Origin of the sequence: Vibrio sp. 10N.222.52.C12 (assembly GCF_041474215.1) — a bacterium.
GTDB lineage: Bacteria > Pseudomonadota > Gammaproteobacteria > Enterobacterales > Vibrionaceae > Vibrio > Vibrio crassostreae_C.
The window spans coordinates 54,231-74,839 of record NZ_JBFRTR010000055.1; the positions used below are offsets into that span (position 1 = coordinate 54,231).

Genomic DNA, 20,609 nt, shown 5'->3' on the forward strand with positions numbered 1-20,609 from the left:
GGTGTTAGAATGCCGACAGTTAATGTCGGCATTTTTGTATCCGGCGATCAAATAGAAACCTGTGAGAGTTTTTGTGGATTATCAAATCATTACCCAATTGAAAGACCTTGAGCGAGTTTGCCAACAAGCACGTGAAGCCGATGTCGTTATGCTTGATACGGAGTTCGTTCGTACTAGAACCTATTACCCTCAATTAGGCTTGATTCAGTTATTTGATGGTGAAACGCTGTCACTGATTGACCCTATTGCTCTTGATGACATGACACCGTTCGTTACCTTGTTGAAAGACGCATCAGTATTGAAAGTGCTGCACGCGTGCGGTGAAGATTTGGAAGTGTTCCAGAACGCATTTGGCTGTACACCAACACCAATGGTTGATACACAGATCATGGCGGCTTTCTTAGGTCATGGTTTATCAACGGGCTTTGCTGCTCTGGTTTCAGAGTTTGTCGGTGTCGATCTCGATAAGAGTGAATCTCGCACAGACTGGCTAGCGCGTCCGCTTTCTCAAAAACAATTGGACTACGCAGCAGCAGACGTGCATTACCTAATGCCAATGTACAACAAGCTTCTAGAAAAAGTGATGGAAGCTGGCTGGTGGGAAGCGGCTCAGCAAGAGTCTGATTTACAAGTTGCCAAGCGCATTCGTAAAGTAAACCCAGATACAGCCTACCTTGATATTAAAGGGGCGTGGCAGCTTAAACCGAAGCAATTAGCGATCTTACGACCTCTAGCAACTTGGCGTCTAAAAGAAGCAATCAAGCGCGATTTAGCGCTGAACTTTGTCTTCAAAGAACAAGACCTATGGGCTGTGGCGCGTTTTGCGATGAAAGATCCCAAGCACATGGAGCAAGAGGGTTTTGATTACCGCTCTGTGCGTCGCCATGGTGCGAAGATCAGCTCAATCGTAAAGTTAGCGGAACATACACCAGAAGAAGAGTACCCAGCACCAGTAGAACGTCTAATGGACTTCCCTGGCTACAAGCAACTCTTCAAAGTGCTGAAAGATGAAGTGAAAACAGCATCACAACACAGTGGTTTGGCGACGGAATTCTTGGCATCGAAGAAGCAACTTAACCAAATGTTAAGCTGGGTGTGGAAGCACGATCGTAACCCAGAAAAGCTGCCTGATGTTATGCAAGGCTGGCGTTTAGATGTGGTTGGCGAAAAGCTGAGTAAAGCGATCAAATAACCGCTTGCTGCTTTAAAGCCTAACTTAGTTACAGTTATAAACTGCACATACAAAAAAGAGAGCCTAGGCTCTCTTTTTTATTCAATCAATACAAGCAAGTGTATTACCTGCCAATCTTGTTCAGAAAGATTATCGATCTTCTTCTGGAAGCTTAACATTCAACTCTAACACTGAGATGTCGTCATCTTTGTGTTCAAAAGTCAGATCAACCATTGATGGATCGACCTCAACGTACTTGGCAATACACTTCAAGATGTCTTCTTTTAGTTGCGGCAGGTAAGACGGCGCTGGGTCGTCATGGCTGCGTCGTTCGGCAACAATGATCTGCAAACGTTCTTTGGCTAGGTTTGCGGTTGTCTTTTTCTGTGGTCTAAAAAACTCTAATAATGACATTGTGCATTAGCCCCCGAACAGTCGTTTGAAGATGCCTTTCTTCTGTTCCGTTAAGAAGCGGAAGTCAACTTGGCTACCCAGTAGTCGCTCTACAGTATCATTGTAAGCCATACCTGCGTCGGTTGCTTCGTCAAAGATAACTGGAACACCCTTGTTCGATGCGTTCAGTACCGCTTGGCTCTCTGGAATTACACCCAGTAGAGAGATGTGCAGGATTTCTTCAACGTCTTCAACACTGAGCATCTCACCTTGAGTTACACGTGCTGGGTTGTAGCGAGTCAATAGAAGGTGTGTTTTCACTGGCTCTAAGCCGTCTTCAGAACGACGAGATTTAGAGTCAAGAATACCTAGAATACGGTCTGAATCGCGTACTGAAGAGACTTCTGGGTTGGTGGTTACAATCGCTTCATCAGCGAAGTACAACGCCATAAGAGCGCCTTGTTCGATACCCGCAGGAGAATCACAGATGATGAAATCAAAGCCCATTTCATCCAGTTCATCAAATACACGACGAACACCATCTTTTGTTAGTGCGTCTTTATCACGAGTTTGAGAAGCAGGAAGAATGAACAGGTTCTCTGTGCGCTTGTCTTTGATCATCGCTTGGTTCAGCGTCGCTTCACCATTGATAACATTAACGAAGTCGTACACAACACGACGCTCACAACCCATGATTAAATCTAGGTTACGCAGACCGATATCAAAGTCGATAACTGCGGTTTTCTTTCCTTTTAAAGCCAGACCCGAGGCAATAGCTGCACTGGAGGTCGTTTTGCCTACCCCGCCTTTACCTGACGTTACAACGATAATGCGTGCCATTCTGTTTTCCTTTTATTTCTCTTATATTGCGAGGACATCAACGTGTAATACATCGTTTGCCATACTGAACATGGTTTTCTTCTGCCAGTACTCGCTTTCAATTTGATCGCTGAGCCAGTAATTTCCAGCAATGGAAACCAGCTCGGCTTGTAAGTCATTACAAATTATTTTTGCTTCAGTTTGACCACTTGCACCTGCAATCGCACGGCCGCGTAAAGTGCCATGAATATGGATGCTGCCATCGGCAATCACTTCCGCGCCTGCACTCACATGGCTGAGTATCAATAGATCGCCATCTTTCGCATAAACCTGCTGACCAGAACGAATAGGGGTTCTAATCACTTTGATTGGTGCCATTTTCGCTGGAGCTTGAGATGGCGACTTGCTTGCCGTCATCACTGCAAAACCGGCTTCTTTAGCGAGGTTTTGCATTCGCTTATCAGAACAGCCTGCCACACCAACCGGGATCATGCCCGCTTGAGATATACCATTTTTAAGTTGCACAAAATCGATATCGCCCGCGACTTTACTGATGTTGATAACAACAGGTGCGGCAGCGAAAAACGTAGGTGCTTGGTCTACTTTCTCTTGAAGAAAAGAGACTGCATTTTCGACTTGATCATCGGATAAGTGCAAAACAGATAGCGTAAAGCTGCTACCTTTTAGATCTGGGTTACTAGACATCGAAAAACTACAGGACCTCAATAGCGGATTGGTACAATTTCTTTATCAATAAAATAAAGGGCATTGCCTGAAACTAGGTTTATCATGTTATATTCCCAAACCAAGCACAGCAAGTAATCTTGTTGTCAAATGGACGTTTTGTTCCCAATATTTCCCTAACATAAACTATTGATCTCGCAAGTGAGAGTTTTGTAGTCATAATCAATTAAAAGGTTTGTCATGCTGTGTTCTATATATAAAAGCTCAAAGAAAGAAGGAACATACCTTTATATCCCTAAGAAGGATGATTTTTCACAAGTTCCTGACGCATTGATGCAAATGTTTGGTAAACCTAGTTTTGTAATGGTAATTAAAATGGATGGCCGTAAACTGGCTCAAGTAAACATCGAAAAAGTGAAAGAATCACTGAATACCGATGGTTTCTTTTTACAGGTTCCGCCACCACCAGTTAACGAACTTGAGCTTCATAAAGAGCGTAAAGCTCAACAGAAATCTCAAGACGAAGAGTGATAGCCACCTCAATTCAAGGAGGAGTGATCGTTGAGTAAATTTTCGAAAACCATATTGGCTGTGTCGGCATTACTATTGGGTAATAGCCTGACCATAAGTTCAGTACAAGCTGAAGAACTGAGCTTCGAGCAATATGTAGAAAAACTAAAACAACAAGGCCGTGAAGAAGGCATCTCTGAAGCGATCATTGATGAAGCCTTTGATGGTGTAACGTTTAAGCCAAGAGCGGTAAAAGCCGACAAAAACCAACCTGAGAAAAAACTGACTCTGGATGAATACATTCCACGAGCGGTTCCAGATTGGAAAGTGAAGCAAGCAAGGTCACTCTACAAGGAGCATTACACCGCGTTAAAGCGTATTGGTGATGAATATGGTGTTCAACCAAGATTCATTGTCGCGCTATGGGGCGTTGAGAGTAATTTTGGTAAGTTCACGGGCAATTACAGCGTTATCGACGCCCTAACGACCATGGCTTATGAAGGACGCCGAGAAGCTTTCTTCCGTAGCGAAGCGATGGCGGCATTGAAGATTCTTGATCAAGGCCATATTGCACCAAAAGAGATGAAAGGCTCTTGGGCTGGTGCGATGGGTCAACCTCAGTTTATGCCAAGCTCATTCTTAGCTTACGCCGCTGATGGCAGTGATGATGGCAAGAAAGACATTTGGGGCACTGAAGAAGACGTATTTGCTTCGGCGGCCAATTATCTCAGCCAATCAGGGTGGGATGACAAATATACTTGGGGTCGTCAGGTTCATGTTCCGTCAACTGTGTCGATCGATTTACAAGGTCGAGACGAAGACAAAGCGAAATACTTAAAAGAGTGGTCTGAACTCGGTATTAAACGCTATGACGATCGCCCACTGCCAACACTTGATGAAGACATTAAAGCTTGGTTAATCATGCCGGATGATGAAACCGGACGTTCGTACCTCATTTATAACAACTACAATGTGTTAATGAAGTGGAATCGTTCTTACTACTTTGCTTTGGCAGTAAGCCACCTAGCCGACAGAATTAAGTTTGATTAACAGACCTAAGTCGCTTTGAATAGCATTTGGCCTATCATAGGCAGAACGAACTAAAGGACTCTTCGGAGTCCTTTTTGATTTTATATTTCAGAGATTTAATAAGGTGATCTTGTGCTAACAGATAGAGCTGCACAGATGGTGATATTCCATGCGCTGATCAAGCACGAAGGCTTTACCAGTGCTGCAAAAAGCTTGAACGTTTCGGTGTCTCATATCAGTAAACAAGTCGCTTTGCTTGAAGACTCAATCGGCATCAAGTTGGTACAACGAACCACACGAAGCCTCACGCTGACTGAAGCGGGAGACGTGTTCTATCAACATTGTGAGCAGCTGTTTAACACGCTGAAAGCAGCTCAGATGGATATGGATAGCCAGCGCGATGATATCTCTGGAATACTACGCGTCGGTTTGTCGCAGTCATTTGGCACACTCCATATCATTCCGGCGATTGATCAACTCAGACAGCTTTATCCTCAGTTGAGAATCGAGGTCCACTTGTTCGACTATAAGGTGGACATGATTGAAGAGCGCTTGGATCTCTGGATCACCAACAATGAAGATTTGCCTGAAGGTTACATTGCGCAGCGATTAGCCGACAGTCAGTTTGTGGTGGCTGCGTCACCGGATTATCTGATTAAGGCTGGGACGCCACATGTACCTTCCGATTTGATTGACCATAACTGTCTTATCTATCGCAGCCGTGAACGAGATTACACATCGTGGGCGTTTGACAACGGGCAAGAAAACCTCAGCGTCAAAGTCGCGGGCGATTACTCAGTCGATTTGGCTGAGGCAGTACGAGACGCGGCAGTATCAGGGTGGGGCGTTGCTTATTTGGCGACTTACTTAGTGAAAGAAGAGTTTAGAACGGGCAAGCTCATTCAAGTATTGCCAGAGTGGAGAGCCAGTCAGCTGATGCCATTCTATGCCGTTTACCCGAGCCGAAAGAATATGCCGAAGAAGCTTTCGGCAGTGATTGAGTTCATTAAAGATCATATCGGGTCGCCGACGTATTGGGACAAAAACCTCAAAACTTGCGTTGAACTGCATCGCTAACTGTTTCCTAATCTATAAATATAATTTCCATATGGAAAAAGTACGCTTTTTAATCAAAGTTAATTATTAAAATTCAATAACTTAATTATACTCATAGTTAAATCGTGATTACCCCAACATCACATTAACAACCTCAGCTTGCCGCAAACGATTTCCTCTATAGAATGCGTCGCCTTTCCTACCTACAACTTTTAGGTTGACGCACATGGCTTCCCTACTTGGAATTATCACTATTTTAGTTGCCGCTTGGTTACTATCTACGGACAGAAAAAATATTCCACTAAGAACAGTCTCTTTGGCTTTCTTATTACAAATCTCATTCGCGCTATTGGTTCTGTATGTACCAATGGGTAAAGAAGCGTTGAATGCAGCCACGGGTGCGGTATCTAGCTTGATCAACTACGGTCAAGAGGGGATTAACTTCCTATTTGGTGGCCTAACTAATAACGGATTTGTTTTCGCGATTAATGTTCTTGGCATCATTATCTTTTTCTCTGCACTGATTTCAGGCTTGTACCACATCGGCTTTATGCCAAAGGTGATCAACCTTATTGGTGGTGCGCTACAGAAGTTCTTGGGCACAGGTCGTGCGGAATCATTGTCTGCGACTGCCAATATCTTTGTCGGCATGATTGAAGCGCCATTGGTGGTTAAGCCTTACTTAAAACACATGACAGATTCACAACTGTTTGCTGTGATGGTGTGTGGTTTGGCGTCTGTAGCTGGTGGTACGCTAGTGGGTTATGCATCGCTTGGCGTTGACCTAAACTTCCTGATCGCTGCGGCATTCATGTCTGCTCCTGCTGGTCTATTGATGGCCAAGATTTTGGTACCAGGTAGCGCAGATGAGGCTCAAGAAAATATTGAGTCTGACGTTGAAATTCCACGAGCAACAAACGTAGTTGAGGCGATGGCAGATGGGGCTATGTCTGGACTTCGTATTGCCGTTGCGGTGGGTGCAACACTTCTTGCCTTTATCAGTGTGATTGCAATGCTGAATGGCTTGCTAGGTATCGTTGGCGGCTGGTTTGGCGTAAACCTAAGCTTCGAACTTATCCTAGGTTATGTGTTTGCACCCGTTGCATGGCTGATCGGTGTACCGTGGTCTGAGGCTGTGGTTGCGGGCTCATTGATCGGTAACAAGATTGTCGTGAACGAGTTCGTGGCTTTCATCCAACTAATGGATGCTAAAGAGGCACTAAGTGAGCACTCGCAAGCGATCGTAACTTTCGCTCTATGTGGCTTTGCTAACATCTCTACTATGGCGATTCTTATCGGTGGTTTGGGCAGCTTAGTTCCAGAGCGTCGTTCTTTCATCTCACAATATGGCTTCAAAGCAATTTGTGCAGGTGTGTTTGCTAACCTAATGAGTGCTGCTATTGCTGGTGTTGTACTTTCTCTATAGTTAACTGCTCATGACTTTACTCCCCCTATAGTAAAGTGACTGATTAATCACAATAATATTCGGTTAGCGTGAAAAAGAGAGCCTATAGTGTAAGAACGTAGGCTTTCTTATTTCATTGAATAGTTTGTACCACAGGGTGTGGTGCAAACCTTTTAGGGGCACAAATGGATTTGTCGATTACTTCTTCTTTGGCGTTAATTGGACTCTTGTCTTTAGCTTGTCAGCAGCTCGGCTGGCGTTTACGTCTTCCCGCCATTCTCCCTCTCCTTATCGTTGGCCTATTGTTAGGTCCCGGCCTGAATATTCTAAATCCCGATGCCATTTTCGGTGATGTGCTGTTTCCTATGATCTCCTTAGGGGTTGCCATCATCTTGTTTGAAGGAGCATTGACCCTAAATTTCAAAGAAATCAGAGGCCATGGCCGGATGGTGACTCACCTCGTGAGTTTCGGCATGTTGATTACATGGGCGTGTATCGTGGTGGGGGCATACTACTTTGTGGACTTCAGTTGGCCGTTAGCCGCACTGTTTGGTGCATTAGTTGTGGTAACTGGCCCTACGGTAATCGTGCCCATGCTTCGCAGTATTCAGCCTAAATCTTCGTTAGGCAGTATCTTGCGATGGGAAGGGATAGTAATTGATCCGATTGGCGCTCTGTTTGCGGTTCTCGTCTACGAGTACATTGTTTCTTCTGCCGACCCTACCGGACACGTTCTGTCAGCTCTGGGCCTGACGTTAGTCATAGGTTTAGGCTTAGGGATCATCGGTGGCCATTTGATTGCCAAGATGCTGCAAGGGCATTGGGTACCGCACTATTTACGTAATGTGGCTGTGCTGACGCTAATGTTGGCGGCGTTCTCGTTTTCTAATGATCTGAGTGAAGAATCGGGTTTATTAACCGTGACCATCATGGGGATCTGGCTTGCCAACGTGAAGGGCTTGGATATCGAAGACATCATCGAATTCAAAGAAACCCTGACCGTGTTACTTATTTCTGCGTTGTTTATTCTGTTAGCGAGCAGGCTCGACTCCGGAACCTTCCTCTCGATAGGTTGGGGTGGTATTGGGTTGCTAGCGGTGGTTATGTTGGTGGCTCGCCCGTTAAGCGTGTGGATCAGCGGGATCGGTACGGATCTTAATTCGGCGGATAAATGGTTTTTGAGTTGGATGGCACCGCGCGGGATCGTTGCAGCCGCGGTTTCTTCTCTGTTTGCGATAAAACTGCAAGAGAAGCAATTGATTGAAGGCGCAGATCTGCTCGTGCCCATGGTGTTCTTAGTCATTATTGGTACGGTTGTGATTCAGAGCTTAACCGCGAGCTGGTGGGCGAGAAGGCTAGGGGTCACTCAAGAGAAAGCGCAAGGGGTTATCTTCTTTGGCGCCACTCACTTTGCAAGACAATTTGCCAAGGTGCTAGCCACACACAACATCAACAGTGTGCTTGCTGATACTAACTGGGAAAGCATTCGCTTAGCTCGTATGGATAACTTGAATGTTTACTTTGGTAACCCAGCTTCAAGCCACGCGGAAAACAATTTGGAACTCGATGGGATAGGGCGTGCGATCATCGTCTCGCCTTATCGTCAAACCAACCCGTTAGTCAGCATGCATTACCAAGACGAGTTTGGTGCCAATAAGGTGTTTGAGCTTGAATCGTCAGAGACTAAGCATGAAAGACATCAAGTGAGCCGCAATGGCAATCGAAGTCTGTTCTCGGAAGGGATTACCTATTCTAAGCTTAACTCACTGATGGCTCAGGGTAGCCAAATTAAAAGTACAGGTTTGACCGAGGCATTTGATTTAAAAGAGTTTAATGCTTTGTATCCTAAAGCCATTCCTCTTGGGGTGATCACTGGCGGTGATTTCCGTTTAATGACACAAGGATCTGAGTTGGAAAAACTCATATCAACGGAGTGTGAGCTTATTAGTTTATTACCGCCTTCTGAACAGACGGAAAAAGTTGAGAGTCCAGATAAGTAGCAACGAGCGCTTCATCAAAAGCGAGTCACCCCGTTTTAAAAACGAATAGCTAAGTACCAAAGCATCAAAAAAGCCGCAACGTTCATCACGTTGCGGCTTTCTAATTTATTTATATGCGCTGCGGACTATTTCGAGTGAAATTGCTCACAAGCGATCATGGTGTTCTCGATTAGGCTCGCCACCGTCATTGGGCCAACACCACCCGGCACAGGTGTGATGAAGCTGGCGCTTTCTTTCGCTACGTCGTATTCAACGTCACCCACTAGTTTGCCAGATTCTAAACGGTTGATACCAACATCGACCACAACAGCGCCTTTCTTAATCCAAGCGCCAGGAATGAAGTTAGGCTTACCAACGGCAACTACAACAACGTCTGCTTGACGCACGTGACCTTCAAGGTCTTTGGTGAAGCGGTGACATGTTGTCGTCGTACAACCTGCTAGAAGAAGCTCTAGCGTCATTGGGCGACCTACGATGTTTGATGCGCCAACCACAACCGCGTGCTTACCACGTAAGTCGATGTTGTAACGGTCAAGCAGCGTGATGATGCCTTTTGGCGTGCAAGAGCGAAGCTTAGGCATGCGCTGAGCCAAACGGCCGACATTGTAGGGGTGGAAGCCATCAACGTCTTTTTCTGGCGTGATACGCTCAAGAACGTGAGTGCTATCAATGCCTGCTGGAAGAGGCAGTTGAACAAGAATACCGTCGATCTCTGGATCGTCGTTCAGTTGGTCTACAAGTGTTAACAATTCGTCTTCTGTCGCAGTGGCTGGCAAGTCGTAAGATTTAGATACGAAGCCAACTTCTTCACACGCTTTACGCTTACTTCCAACGTAAACCTGAGAAGCAGGGTCTTCACCCACTAAAACAACCGCTAGGCCCGGAGCGCGTAATCCAGCTTCAGTACGAGCTTTTACACGTGCAGCAACTTCGGAGCGAACCGTTTGAGAAATTAGCTTTCCATCAATATTTTGAGCAGTCATGAATTTCCTTAGTATTGATATTCAAGTTAGTGGCTGATGTTTTTGGCGCATTATTCCAGAAAATCTTTTTGATTACCATCAAGCAAACGTTTGCTTTGCTCTATTTTCCAACACTTATATGTTTGTTGGCCTTTTTTTACCCACTTAGATCAGAATGTTACATAAAGCCGTTGCTTTACTGATTCGAATTCGTATAATTCGTTCCTGTAGCGCGCCCTTAGCTCAGCTGGATAGAGCACCTCCCTTCTAAGGAGGTGGTCGAAGGTTCGAATCCTTCAGGGCGTGCCATTATTTAAAGAAACCCGATAACTCTCCGAGTTGTCGGGTTTTTTGCATTTTACATATCATAAAACACTTCTTTTCAAGCGCGACTCATTTTCTTCTGTTATTCGTTTCATTCGGCTTATGTAATGGAAAGTTAAAATTGTTCGTTTTTTGGGGTTTACATCATTTGGTAATAAAGCCACTATGAATTCACGAAGAATAGACAAGTAAAGCTATTAGCCAGTCGGTTTAGGAATCAAACCTTCTGATTGATGGCTGATTTAGAGGAAGCAATGGCAGGAAACAGTATCGGACAACACTTTCGAGTGACCACATTCGGAGAGAGTCACGGTATCGCACTAGGATGTATCGTAGATGGGTGCCCACCAGGATTAGAAATTACCGAAGCAGACCTTCAAAGAGATTTGGATCGTCGTCGCCCTGGTACTTCTCGCTATACAACGGCTCGTCGTGAAGCGGATGAAGTGAAAATCTTATCAGGTGTATTTGAAGGCCAAACTACGGGTACTTCTATTGGTCTATTGATTGAAAATACAGACCAACGCTCTAAAGACTATTCCGAAATTAAAGACAAGTTCCGCCCTGGCCACGCTGACTATACGTACCATCAAAAGTACGGTGTGCGTGATTACCGAGGTGGTGGTCGTTCTTCAGCTCGTGAAACTGCAATGCGTGTTGCTGCAGGTGCAATTGCGAAGAAATACCTAAAACAAGAATTTGGTGTTGAAATCCAAGCTTACCTTTCTCAAATGGGTGATATCTCAATTGATAAAGTGGATTGGAACGAGATTGAAAACAACGCTTTCTTCTGTCCAGATGCCGACAAAGTACCAGAATTTGATCAACTGATTCGTGACTTGCTAAAAGAAGGCAACTCGATCGGTGCGAAGATTCAAGTGGTTGCGACTAAAGTGCCAGTAGGCCTTGGTGAGCCAATCTTTGATCGTCTAGATGCTGACATCGCGCACGCTCTAATGAGCATTAACGCTGTGAAAGGTGTTGAGATTGGTGATGGCTTCGATGTTGTTAATCAACGCGGTAGTGAACACCGTGACCCATTAACTCCAGAAGGTTTCAGCAGCAATCATGCTGGCGGTATCTTAGGTGGTATCTCTACTGGTCAAGATATTGTGGCAAGCATTGCGCTTAAACCAACATCAAGCATCACTGTACCTGGTGACACAATCACGAAAGATGGTGAAGCAACGCAGCTAATCACGAAAGGTCGTCACGATCCATGTGTTGGCATCCGTGCGGTACCTATTGCAGAAGCAATGCTGGCTATCGTGCTGCTTGACCACTTGCTACGTCATCGTGGTCAAAACTTTGGTGTGACAACTGAAACACCACAAATCTAATTCTGCTTCTTTTTATTTAGAATAGAATTGGTAGAAACAAAAAAGGGTTGCTTCGTAATGAAGTAACCCTTTTTCACATTAGCAGGATTATTCGTCCGGTTAGCGACTATCGTCATTAAAGACAGCTAGCAGCTTAAGGCTCTTAATCCATTAATGCACTGAACTTTCAGGATCAAGCTGGAACGAAGGCAAACTCCATTTGAATCTTACAGCCGCCATGCGCAGCAAGTAACCAACTACAAGCGTCACAATTGTCGCCGTGACGTCGTTGATGCCAAGCTCAAGCAAACCTAGGTACAAACCTGAAGCGACAAGTGCGACAGAGGCATACAGCTCTTCATGTAACACCAATGGTGTTTGACGACAGATAAGGTCACGTAACAAACCACCAAAGACACCTGTCACTAATGCCGATACCATGCAAATCATCGGGTGCAGACCCATGGTCATCGCTACTTTGGTACCAATGATACTGAATACGATTAGGCCTAAGGCATCCAAGCGAATAAACAAACCTTTTAGCTTGATAACCCATTTCGCCAACCCGGTTGTAATAACACCTGCTATACAGGTGATGGCCAGATACTGAGGGTTTTCAACCCAACCTAAAGGGTAATGGCCAAGTAAGATATCGCGTACTGTACCGCCGCCAATTGCCGTTGCGCTCGCAACCAGCATTACACCAAACCAATCCATTTTTTGTTTGCCTGCACTGAGAGCGCCGGTCATGGCTTCTGCCGTGATGCCAATGATATACAAAACACTTAGTAGCATTGCTGTAGCTCTATAATTTAGGTCTATAAACTCGAGTCTTATAGGCCTTAGGGATATAAAATGAAGCGCGATTGTAGTAGTAAAAATGCTTGTTGACGAATGAATATTTGTACCGTGAATGGGCGTTTCAGATTAGCTAAACTAATCATTCACCTTAAAGTGGTGTAATCTGGGAATGGCAATCGATTGTCACTGCAAAGTATAATGGCGAACCCGATGTCATTACGCTTGATAGGGCTTTACCGAGCGCTTAAAAAAAAGCAAAATGCCCCAGTTATTTTTACTTAAATTTGATTTTATGACACACCAATACTCAGACATTATCGATATCTTCAATCAGACCTTTTTTGAAAGCTTTAATACCAAACTAGAGCTAGGGGCTGATGAGCCGATCTATTTGCCTGCTGATGATACTATCCCACACCATCGAATCGTGTTCGCACGTGGCTTTTACGCCTCTGCACTCCATGAGATCGCACACTGGTGCGTTGCTGGGCCTGAGCGTCGTTTACTGGAAGATTTTGGCTATTGGTATGAACCTGACGGTCGAACGGAATCGGTTCAAGCTGAGTTTGAAAAAGTAGAAATTCGCCCACAAGCGTATGAATGGATCATTGCGATGAGCGCAGGCTTTCCTTTTAATGTCAGCTGTGACAATCTACACGGCGATTTTGAGCCAGATCGTTTGGCCTTTATGAATAAAGTACATAGCGAAGTTATGGGTATCTTTGAAGTAGGCTTTCCGCCTCGCGTGAAAATGCTCTCTGAAGCATTACGCAGCTTCTACGATGTAGAACCTTTATGTGCTAGCCAATTTATTGTGAAATAAGAGAATATTATGATTATCGAATTTGAAGAAAAACTACTTGAAGTAATTGATGCTCGCATTGAAAACGCATCAGACGATGAACTGTTTGCTGGTGGTTACTTACGTGGTCATATTTCTCTTTCAGTGGCTTCATGTGAAGAAGAAGGCATTGAAGATGTGGCTGAAGTAAAAGCTCGTATTGAACAGAGCCTAGACGACGCTCGCTCTGAACTAACACCAGCAGACCGCACTATCGTTAATGACCTTTGGGTTGAGCTACAAAACCAAGCTTAATCTCGATGTATTAATACTATCCGCTCAGTCCCTTCCTTTCCCATTTTGCTGAGCGAACTGGTTTATTTGAGACTCGTTCGAAATTTTTGAATGAGTCCGTTCATTTCTTGTGATGGTTACATTTTCTTACTACGTTATTCTAATCCCACTTAACGGAATTACAGAAAGGTCACATCATGAAAGTTATCGCATTTGGCGCAAGCACAAGTTCTACCTCAATCAACAAAACACTAGCAACTTACGCAGCAAACTTGATTGAAGGTGCTGAAGTTAAAGTCCTAGACATCAACGATTACAATGTTCCTATGTTCAGTGAAGACACTGAAAAAGAGATTGGCCAAGCGGAAGGCGCTCAAGCATTCTTGCGCGACCTAGCTGAAGCTGATGCGTTTGTTATCTCGTTCGCAGAACACAATGGTCACTACCCAGCTGCGTATAAAAACCTATTTGATTGGGCGACACGCATTGAGCGTTCAGTATTTGGCGAGAAGCCGGCGGTTTACCTAGCGACTTCACCAGGCCCTGGCGGCGCACAAACGGTACTTGGCGCAGCGACAGGTTCTGCACCTTACTTCGGTGGAAACGTGCAAGCGTCAGTTTCAGTACCAAGCTTCTACGATAACTTTGATTTTGAATCTGGTTCTATCAGCAACGAAGAGATCGTTCTACAGATTAAAGACGCGGTTGCTAAGCTGTAAATACAGCTTCGTTTAGAACATCAGTTTAGAGCAACACGAATAACAAAAAGCCCGAGCGACACAATGAACTCGGGCTTTTTAGCTTTTAACTTATTAGTTTCAGATATTCAGAAATTTCAGATGTTCAAAATAGCTGAACTAGAAACTACGGCTTTGATTTAGAATGCTTGTCAGCAACCCATCCAGCCGTTAATGCCTTACCTTTACGCAGTCTGCGTACCCACATTCGACTTGGGTGAATCGCTTCAAGCACATCAACAGGCAAGGGCAGCGGATCGCCACAGATCTGTGATGCTAATACTTCAGCCAATAATGGTGCAGAGCTCAAACCACGTGAACCCAGTCCGATAAAGCAATAAAGGTTAGGGAAGCTTGTTACCGTTTCTACATCCTCAACCGAGTCACGCTGCGGGTTGAAGTTGTGGAGATCTTGGTACTGCTCCTTAATGGCTTCAAAGTCACCAACGTTTCCGACAAACGGAAGGTGGTCACGGCTTACGCTTCGGATACCTTGGCGCGCTAAGTTGTCACTGGTATCGACATCTTTTGTCCATGCTTGGTCTGGTAGTGACCCATGTAGGCGCTCGCCATTGTGCTGCTGAACCTCAATATCAAATTCTTGGTCGATATTGGTTTTGTCGTAGTTCGCACCAATACAGTGATGACCATTGTTGGGGTTCTGTGGCGTCAAATAGCCATCAAAGCACAACACGGTTTTTAGCTGGCTGAGATTTTCCGTGGTCGGAATATGGCTCACTTGGCCTTTAACCGGAGTCAGTGGTACTGGCTGAGTTTGTTCAAACTGAGTGAACTTGTGTCCGTTTGCGACAACTACTTGGTCGTGCTTAGTTTGAATCTCACCTTGAGGTGCCTCAATCGTCAGTAACCATTGTTTTTCAGCTTCGAGCCACTCAAGTTGCGTTACTTGATGTTGATAGTGTGCGCTCACTTGGTTGCTCTCTTCTAGCTTGCCAATCAAGCCTTGAGTCAGTTGAAGAGGGCTTAACCAACCACCCAGCGGAAAGTAAACACTCTCTTTATCGACGGGTAAGCCAATCTTTTCGTTGGCTTGCTCTGGCGATAAACGCTGAATCAGGTCGGTGTGGAAGTTGCCTTCCAACATGCGGTTGAGCTTTTTAGTGGAGCCTTGATCCCACATCAAGATGTTCACGCCACACAAGCTGTGATCAAATTGAATAGACTGAGCCGCTTGATTAATAAATTGACGAGCAAACAGTAATCCCGGGCCAAACACGCGAGACACGTTCGAGGTCGCTTCGCTTAATAGCGGGTAAATCGCACCTTGGTTGTTACCTGAGGCATTGCCCGCAGCTTGTGGATGTTCACAATAAAGGGTGATGTTTTTACCACGACGGCTTAGCGTTTTGGCTAATGCAGCACTGGCGACACCACCACCAATGATCGCAATGTCTTGGGATTCAGTGTGTTGAGCGAGGCCATACCAAGGTTTGATGTTGGTGTGAGCGTGCTTTTCGCCAAGTCGGCCGGCGATCATTTCTCGCTTAGTACCAAAGCCTTTGACCTTTTTCATTTCAAAGCCAGCTTCAATTAAGCCACGGCGAACAAAGCCAGCAGCGGTGAAGGTGGCGCAGCTACAATCTTGCTTAGCGAGCTTAGCCATGCCGTTGAATAGGTTTTGATTCCACATCTCTGGGTTCTTGCTCGGAGCAAAACCGTCTAAGAACCAAGCATCAACCAAACCTTCACGCGGGGTTGGTACGTTGGGCATGCAATCTTTAATATCGCCAAACCACAAATCAAGCGTGATTGCACCGTCGCCCAGCACAATGCGGTGACATTCAGGTAGAGCAATAGGGTAGTGTTCTTGGAGTTGCGTCGCATACTCGGCTAATTCTGGCCACGATTGGTGTGCTTTGATCAGATCCTCTTTATTTAAAGGATATTTTTCAAAACTGATGAAATGTAACTCTTTGGTCATCGCTTGTGGGTTATCTTTAAGAAAAGCATCGAACCATTGCCAAACTGCAAGAAAGTTCAAACCTGTGCCAAAGCCGGTTTCAGCAATCACAAAGCGGCGTTGTTCATGTTCAAGCCAACGCTCTGGAAGGTGGTTTTGCTTTAAAAAGACGTAGCGAGTTTCTTCTAAACCGTTAACATTGGAGAAGTAAACGTCGTCAAATTGGTCTGAAACTGGCGTGCCAGACTCATTCCATTCCAGTTCTGCATTAGTAATTGAAGTCATAAAATCTATCATTTTGTGATTTGAAGCGATATGTTGGTAGGGATTGTACGAATTTCTAGGAAAGCTGACCACTTTTGTTAGGCTTCTTAGTTATCATCTAGCTGAATTTAGAATTATAGGAATGTCACATGAAACGAGTCGTAATCACCGGTATGGGTATTGTTTCAAGTATCGGTAACAACGTCGAAGAAGTTTTAGCATCACTGAAAGAGGGTAAATCTGGTATTACCGCTTCAGAGCAGTTCAAGGAAAATGGCTTGCGCTCTCAAGTATGGGGTAACCTAAAAATGAACCCTGCTGACCATATCGATCGCAAAAAAATGCGCTTTATGGGTGATGCAGCGGCATTCGCTTATCTTTCAATGGAGCAAGCAATTGCTGATTCTGGCTTAACTGAAGATCAAGTATCTAATGACCGCACGGGTATCGTTGCGGGTTCAGGTGGTGCTTCATCTCTAAACCAAGTAAACGCGGTAGACATCATCCGTGAGAAAGGCGTGAAGCGCGTTGGTCCATACATGGTTCCACGTACAATGGCTTCTACGGTTTCTGCTTGTCTAGCAACTCCTTTCAAAATCCGTGGTGTGAACTACTCTATGAGCTCTGCATGTGCGACATCTGCACACTGTATTGGTCACGCAATGGAGCTTATCCAACTTGGTAAGCAAGACGTTGTATTCGCTGGTGGCGGTGAAGAACTGGATTGGTCTCTGACTATGATGTTCGACGCAATGGGCGCACTTTCTACTAAGTACAACGACACGCCAGAGCTGGCTTCTCGTACCTACGATGCAGACCGTGATGGTTTCGTTATCTCTGGTGGCGGCGGCATGTTAGTTATCGAAGAGCTTGAGCACGCTGTTGCTCGTGGCGCAAAAATCTACGGTGAAATCGTAGGCTACGGCGCAACTTCAGATGGCTACGACATGGTTGCTCCTTCTGGTGAAGGTGCGGTTCGTTGTATGAAGATGGCGATGCAAAACGTTGATGGCGTTGATTACGTGAACACTCACGGTACTTCAACTCCAGTTGGTGACGTTAAAGAACTTGGCGCTATCCAAGAAGTTTTCTCTCAAGGCAATGGCGGTGGCAACAGCCCAGCAATTTCTGCAACTAAAGCGATGACAGGTCACGCTCTAGGTGCTGCTGGCGTACACGAAGCTATTTACTCAACGCTAATGCTAGATAACGGCTTTATCGCTCCAAGCATTAACGTTTCGAACCTAGACGAAGCTGCTGCTGGCCTAGACATCGTAACTGAAGCTCGTGATCAAGAGCTAACTACAGTTATGTCTAACAGTTTTGGTTTCGGCGGTACGAACGCAACGCTAGTAATCAAAAAGTACCAAGCTTAACTTAAGCTTGAGTTACAGAGACAAGGTTAATCGTTAAAGGGTTGCGCTAGTGCCGATTCAACACGCACAGGTCACCCAGTAATAATGACCATCAGAACAAAGTTTTTAGACGCAGGTTGGTAAACGTGTTTTTTGAACATAGTTTTTAAATCTGGGTTTAGAGATTGAAAGGTTTCCAGAGCTTGACCAGTACTGACTTTGGTTAGTACTGGTTGAACAGACGCAAGACTCTGTCTCCTGGAGAGCGAGATAGGATCCTTTTGTTCTGGATGTTTGCCCGATTGTTTATTCAATCGGGCATTTTTCGTTTTAGCCGTTTGATCTTGGGTGTTCACTCTGGTTTCGGTTCTTGTCTGCCAAGGTTAGGTGATTCAGCCCTTTATTTATAATGTATTCCAATTGCTACTCGACTCCGTGTGTGGAATTTTGCACAATCATTTCAATTCACATTTAGGTCGATAGACCCCAACAAAAGTACTCGCCAAATGAAAATCTTAATCGACGAAAATATGCCTTACGCTGAAGCGCTTTTTAGCCAGCTAGGGGAAGTGACAATGAAGTCTGGTCGCACATTAACAGCTGACGACCTAGTTGACGTAGACGCATTGATGATTCGCTCTGTTACCAAGGTAAACGAGTCATTGATCAGCAAAGCCAATAAGCTGAAGTTTGTTGGTACTGCGACGGCTGGCATGGATCACGTTGACCAAGAGTTGATGAAAGAGCGTGGTATTTTCTTTACTGCGGCACCTGGTTGTAACAAGGTGGGTGTTGCTGAGTACGCGTTCAGTGCGATGATGGTGCTTGCGCAGCAACAAGGCTTTTCTGTTTTTGATAAAACGGTTGGTATTATCGGCTGTGGTCAAGTGGGCAGTTACTTAGCGAAGTGCCTTGAAGGTATTGGTATCAAAGTTCTGCTGAACGACCCTCTAAAACAGCAAGAGGGTGATACTCGCGAATTTACTGAGTTAGAGACTTTGCTTGAACAATCAGACGTTATTACATTACACACGCCAATCACTAAGACGGGTGAGTATCCAACGCATCACTTGATCAGTGAGCAAGTGCTGAACAACTTACGTGCTGATCAAATCCTGATTAATGCAGCTCGCGGTCCTGTGGTTGATAACCAAGCGCTAAAAGCTCGCCTGCAAAAAGCCGATGGTTTCACTGCAGTGCTTGATGTGTTTGAGTTTGAACCTGAAGTCGACTTTGAGCTTCTTCCGTTACTCGCTTTTGCAACGCCTCACGTAGCGGGCTACGGTTTAGAAGGTAAAGCGCGTGGTACCACGATGATCTTCAACAGTTATTGTGAATTTTTAGGTACTGAACAGCGTGCGTATGCAAGCGACTTATTGCCGACAGCGCCTGTACCTCAAATGAAATTAGATAGAGCTTGGGATGAAGCAACACTGCACAATTTGACTCAGTTGATCTATGATGTGCGCAAAGACGACGCCTTATTCCGTCGCAATATCGTTACGCCGGGTTCTTTTGACAAGATGCGTAAAGAATATTGGGACCGCAGAGAGTACAGTGCAGTCGAGTTAACGGGCGACGAATCTTGTAATTTAACGCCGTTATCTAAACTCGGTTTTATGGTAAAGCCAACTTTATAAAAGAGAGAAACAATGAGCCAAGAATTTAATATTGCTATTTTAGGTGCGACTGGTGCGGTTGGTGAAACCATTCTTGAAGTACTTAAAGAGCGTAAATTCCCTGTCGGTGAAATGCACTTACTAGCAAGTGAACGTAGTGAAGGCAAAACTTCCCGTTTTAACGGCAAAACAATACAAGTACAAAACGTAGAAGACTTCGATTGGTCTCAAGTACATATTGCGTTTTTCTCTGCAGGTAGCGAGCTTTCAGAGCGTTGGGCTCCAATTGCGGCTGATGAAGGTGTGGTTGTCATCGATAACACATCACGCTTCCGTTACGAATACGATGTTCCTCTGGTTGTGCCTGAAGTGAACCCTGAAGCGATTGCTGAGTTCCGTAACCGTAACATCATCGCGAACCCTAACTGCTCGACTATCCAAATGGTAGTAGCGCTAAAACCAATTCACGATGAAGTGGGCCTTGAGCGTATTAACGTTTCAACTTACCAATCTGTGTCTGGTGCAGGTAAGCCAGGTATCGATGAGCTAGCGGGTCAAACGGCTAAGCTTCTTAACGGTATGCCAGCTGAAAACTCAGCGTTCTCACAACAAATCGCTTTCAACTGTATTCCTCAAATCGATGAATTTACAGAGAACGGCTACACGCGTGAAGAGATGAAGATGGTTTGGGAAACTCAAAAAATCTTTGCTGACTCTTCAATCACAGTGAACCCGACTTGTGTCCGCGTACCAGTATTTTACGGTCACGCAGAATCTCTACACATTGAAACTCGCGCACCAATCGGTGCAGAGCAAGTGGTTCAGCTTCTAGAGAACACAGAAGGTGTTGAAGTATTCCAAGCGCTAGACTTCCCAACTCAAGTTCGTGATGCAGGTGGTAAAGACCACGTAATGGTTGGTCGTATTCGTAACGACATCAGCCATCACAGTGGCGTAAACATGTGGGTTGTCGCTGATAACGTTCGTAAAGGCGCAGCAACAAACGCAGTTCAAATCGCTGAAGTTCTGATTCGCGATTACTTCTAAGCTTTATTGCTTTGATAAAAAAGCCTCACTCTTTAGTGGGGCTTTTTTAATCGATTAAAAATATTGTTAGTCAAATTGTGTGAAATTGCTGCGAATATTGTTGCTGCAACACATTTTT

At 45.0% G+C, this 20,609-nt stretch carries 19 protein-coding genes and 1 tRNA gene; 14 read left to right on the forward strand and 6 right to left on the reverse strand.

The window, feature by feature from the left end; all coding sequences use genetic code 11:
- Positions 1 to 73: 73 nt before the first annotated feature.
- Complete coding sequence (gene rnd / locus AB4623_RS11080; RefSeq protein ID WP_017062374.1) at positions 74 to 1,192, forward strand: ribonuclease D; 1,119 nt, start codon at positions 74 to 76, stop codon at positions 1,190 to 1,192.
- 129 nt (positions 1,193 to 1,321) lie between these two features.
- Here rnd and minE read toward each other — a convergent pair whose 3' ends face one another.
- Genes minE through minC form a run of 3 tightly spaced genes read right to left on the reverse strand, consistent with a single transcriptional unit; the run spans position 1,322 to position 3,088 of the window.
- On the reverse strand, positions 1,322 to 1,585 hold the full coding sequence (minE, locus tag AB4623_RS11085; RefSeq protein WP_010436847.1) for a cell division topological specificity factor MinE: 264 nt from the start codon (positions 1,583 to 1,585) through the stop codon (positions 1,322 to 1,324).
- A gap of 6 nt (positions 1,586 to 1,591) precedes the next feature.
- Positions 1,592 to 2,404 (reverse strand): septum site-determining protein MinD, encoded by an 813-nt coding sequence (gene minD, locus AB4623_RS11090; protein WP_009848498.1) that lies wholly within the window; start codon positions 2,402 to 2,404, stop codon positions 1,592 to 1,594.
- Positions 2,405 to 2,425: 21 nt separating this feature from the next.
- Positions 2,426 to 3,088, reverse strand: a complete 663-nt coding sequence (gene minC / locus AB4623_RS11095) for a septum site-determining protein MinC (RefSeq protein WP_017063419.1) — start codon at positions 3,086 to 3,088, stop codon at positions 2,426 to 2,428.
- 219 nt (positions 3,089 to 3,307) lie between these two features.
- Here minC and AB4623_RS11100 point away from each other — a divergent pair, with 219 nt between their 5' ends.
- The 5 genes from AB4623_RS11100 (at position 3,308) to AB4623_RS11120 (ending at position 9,067) form a co-directional block, all read left to right on the forward strand.
- Positions 3,308 to 3,598, forward strand: coding sequence for a YcgL domain-containing protein (locus tag AB4623_RS11100; protein WP_017062372.1), 291 nt, complete (start codon positions 3,308 to 3,310; stop codon positions 3,596 to 3,598).
- 30 nt (positions 3,599 to 3,628) lie between these two features.
- Entirely contained in the window at positions 3,629 to 4,627 is a 999-nt protein-coding gene (locus AB4623_RS11105) for a lytic transglycosylase domain-containing protein (RefSeq protein ID WP_372146392.1), read from the forward strand.
- 135 nt (positions 4,628 to 4,762) lie between these two features.
- On the forward strand, positions 4,763 to 5,683 hold the full coding sequence (locus AB4623_RS11110) for a LysR family transcriptional regulator (RefSeq protein ID WP_372146413.1): 921 nt from the start codon (positions 4,763 to 4,765) through the stop codon (positions 5,681 to 5,683).
- A gap of 205 nt (positions 5,684 to 5,888) precedes the next feature.
- Positions 5,889 to 7,088: a NupC/NupG family nucleoside CNT transporter gene (locus AB4623_RS11115; RefSeq protein ID WP_372146394.1), complete on the forward strand. Its 1,200-nt coding sequence runs from the start codon at positions 5,889 to 5,891 to the stop codon at positions 7,086 to 7,088.
- A 164-nt stretch (positions 7,089 to 7,252) separates the two neighbouring features.
- A complete protein-coding gene (locus AB4623_RS11120; RefSeq protein WP_372146396.1) occupies positions 7,253 to 9,067 on the forward strand; it encodes a cation:proton antiporter in 1,815 nt (604 codons plus the stop codon).
- 125 nt (positions 9,068 to 9,192) lie between these two features.
- Here AB4623_RS11120 and folD read toward each other — a convergent pair whose 3' ends face one another.
- Positions 9,193 to 10,050, reverse strand: a complete 858-nt coding sequence (gene folD, locus AB4623_RS11125; RefSeq protein ID WP_017062367.1) for a bifunctional methylenetetrahydrofolate dehydrogenase/methenyltetrahydrofolate cyclohydrolase FolD — start codon at positions 10,048 to 10,050, stop codon at positions 9,193 to 9,195.
- 211 nt (positions 10,051 to 10,261) lie between these two features.
- Here folD and AB4623_RS11130 point away from each other — a divergent pair.
- Together AB4623_RS11130 and aroC are read left to right on the forward strand one after the other, a co-directional pair.
- Positions 10,262 to 10,338, forward strand: a tRNA-Arg gene (locus tag AB4623_RS11130).
- A 269-nt stretch (positions 10,339 to 10,607) separates the two neighbouring features.
- Positions 10,608 to 11,693 (forward strand): chorismate synthase, encoded by a 1,086-nt coding sequence (aroC, locus tag AB4623_RS11135; RefSeq protein WP_017062360.1) that lies wholly within the window; start codon positions 10,608 to 10,610, stop codon positions 11,691 to 11,693.
- A gap of 150 nt (positions 11,694 to 11,843) precedes the next feature.
- Here aroC and AB4623_RS11140 read toward each other — a convergent pair whose 3' ends face one another.
- A complete protein-coding gene (locus tag AB4623_RS11140; protein ID WP_017062358.1) occupies positions 11,844 to 12,467 on the reverse strand; it encodes a trimeric intracellular cation channel family protein in 624 nt (207 codons plus the stop codon).
- Between the two features lie 298 nt (positions 12,468 to 12,765).
- Between AB4623_RS11140 and AB4623_RS11145 the strand changes: the two genes are divergently transcribed.
- The 3 genes from AB4623_RS11145 to AB4623_RS11155 all read left to right on the forward strand — a co-directional run bounded on the left by AB4623_RS11145 (position 12,766) and on the right by AB4623_RS11155 (position 14,267).
- On the forward strand, positions 12,766 to 13,296 hold the full coding sequence (locus AB4623_RS11145) for an elongation factor P hydroxylase (RefSeq protein ID WP_017063424.1): 531 nt from the start codon (positions 12,766 to 12,768) through the stop codon (positions 13,294 to 13,296).
- 9 nt (positions 13,297 to 13,305) lie between these two features.
- Complete coding sequence (locus AB4623_RS11150; RefSeq protein WP_017063425.1) at positions 13,306 to 13,569, forward strand: YfcL family protein; 264 nt, start codon at positions 13,306 to 13,308, stop codon at positions 13,567 to 13,569.
- A gap of 176 nt (positions 13,570 to 13,745) precedes the next feature.
- Entirely contained in the window at positions 13,746 to 14,267 is a 522-nt protein-coding gene (locus tag AB4623_RS11155; protein ID WP_017062355.1) for an NADPH-dependent FMN reductase, read from the forward strand.
- Positions 14,268 to 14,412: 145 nt separating this feature from the next.
- Here AB4623_RS11155 and mnmC read toward each other — a convergent pair whose 3' ends face one another.
- On the reverse strand, positions 14,413 to 16,563 hold the full coding sequence (mnmC, locus tag AB4623_RS11160; protein WP_080582254.1) for a bifunctional tRNA (5-methylaminomethyl-2-thiouridine)(34)-methyltransferase MnmD/FAD-dependent 5-carboxymethylaminomethyl-2-thiouridine(34) oxidoreductase MnmC: 2,151 nt from the start codon (positions 16,561 to 16,563) through the stop codon (positions 14,413 to 14,415).
- Between the two features lie 56 nt (positions 16,564 to 16,619).
- Between mnmC and fabB the strand changes: the two genes are divergently transcribed.
- The 3 genes from fabB to AB4623_RS11175 all read left to right on the forward strand — a co-directional run bounded on the left by fabB (position 16,620) and on the right by AB4623_RS11175 (position 20,491).
- On the forward strand, positions 16,620 to 17,846 hold the full coding sequence (fabB, locus tag AB4623_RS11165; protein WP_017070308.1) for a beta-ketoacyl-ACP synthase I: 1,227 nt from the start codon (positions 16,620 to 16,622) through the stop codon (positions 17,844 to 17,846).
- A 485-nt stretch (positions 17,847 to 18,331) separates the two neighbouring features.
- Positions 18,332 to 19,465, forward strand: coding sequence for a 4-phosphoerythronate dehydrogenase (locus AB4623_RS11170; protein WP_017062351.1), 1,134 nt, complete (start codon positions 18,332 to 18,334; stop codon positions 19,463 to 19,465).
- A 12-nt stretch (positions 19,466 to 19,477) separates the two neighbouring features.
- Positions 19,478 to 20,491, forward strand: coding sequence for an aspartate-semialdehyde dehydrogenase (locus tag AB4623_RS11175; protein WP_017062350.1), 1,014 nt, complete (start codon positions 19,478 to 19,480; stop codon positions 20,489 to 20,491).
- The last annotated feature ends 118 nt before the right edge of the window (positions 20,492 to 20,609 follow it).

What these genes read in the sequence shown, in the direction of transcription:
- minE (WP_010436847.1), bottom strand. Translation starts at nt 1,585, where the DNA reads ATGTCATTATTAGAGTTTTTTAGACCACAGAAAAAGACAACCGCAAAC.
- minD (WP_009848498.1), bottom strand. Translation starts at nt 2,404, where the DNA reads ATGGCACGCATTATCGTTGTAACGTCAGGTAAAGGCGGGGTAGGCAAA.
- minC (WP_017063419.1), bottom strand. Translation starts at nt 3,088, where the DNA reads ATGTCTAGTAACCCAGATCTAAAAGGTAGCAGCTTTACGCTATCTGTT.
- AB4623_RS11100 (WP_017062372.1), top strand. Translation starts at nt 3,308, where the DNA reads ATGCTGTGTTCTATATATAAAAGCTCAAAGAAAGAAGGAACATACCTT.
- AB4623_RS11110 (WP_372146413.1), top strand. Translation starts at nt 4,763, where the DNA reads ATGGTGATATTCCATGCGCTGATCAAGCACGAAGGCTTTACCAGTGCT.
- AB4623_RS11115 (WP_372146394.1), top strand. Translation starts at nt 5,889, where the DNA reads ATGGCTTCCCTACTTGGAATTATCACTATTTTAGTTGCCGCTTGGTTA.
- AB4623_RS11120 (WP_372146396.1), top strand. Translation starts at nt 7,253, where the DNA reads ATGGATTTGTCGATTACTTCTTCTTTGGCGTTAATTGGACTCTTGTCT.
- folD (WP_017062367.1), bottom strand. Translation starts at nt 10,050, where the DNA reads ATGACTGCTCAAAATATTGATGGAAAGCTAATTTCTCAAACGGTTCGC.
- aroC (WP_017062360.1), top strand. Translation starts at nt 10,608, where the DNA reads ATGGCAGGAAACAGTATCGGACAACACTTTCGAGTGACCACATTCGGA.
- AB4623_RS11140 (WP_017062358.1), bottom strand. Translation starts at nt 12,467, where the DNA reads ATGCTACTAAGTGTTTTGTATATCATTGGCATCACGGCAGAAGCCATG.
- AB4623_RS11145 (WP_017063424.1), top strand. Translation starts at nt 12,766, where the DNA reads ATGACACACCAATACTCAGACATTATCGATATCTTCAATCAGACCTTT.
- AB4623_RS11150 (WP_017063425.1), top strand. Translation starts at nt 13,306, where the DNA reads ATGATTATCGAATTTGAAGAAAAACTACTTGAAGTAATTGATGCTCGC.
- AB4623_RS11155 (WP_017062355.1), top strand. Translation starts at nt 13,746, where the DNA reads ATGAAAGTTATCGCATTTGGCGCAAGCACAAGTTCTACCTCAATCAAC.
- fabB (WP_017070308.1), top strand. Translation starts at nt 16,620, where the DNA reads ATGAAACGAGTCGTAATCACCGGTATGGGTATTGTTTCAAGTATCGGT.
- AB4623_RS11170 (WP_017062351.1), top strand. Translation starts at nt 18,332, where the DNA reads ATGAAAATCTTAATCGACGAAAATATGCCTTACGCTGAAGCGCTTTTT.
- AB4623_RS11175 (WP_017062350.1), top strand. Translation starts at nt 19,478, where the DNA reads ATGAGCCAAGAATTTAATATTGCTATTTTAGGTGCGACTGGTGCGGTT.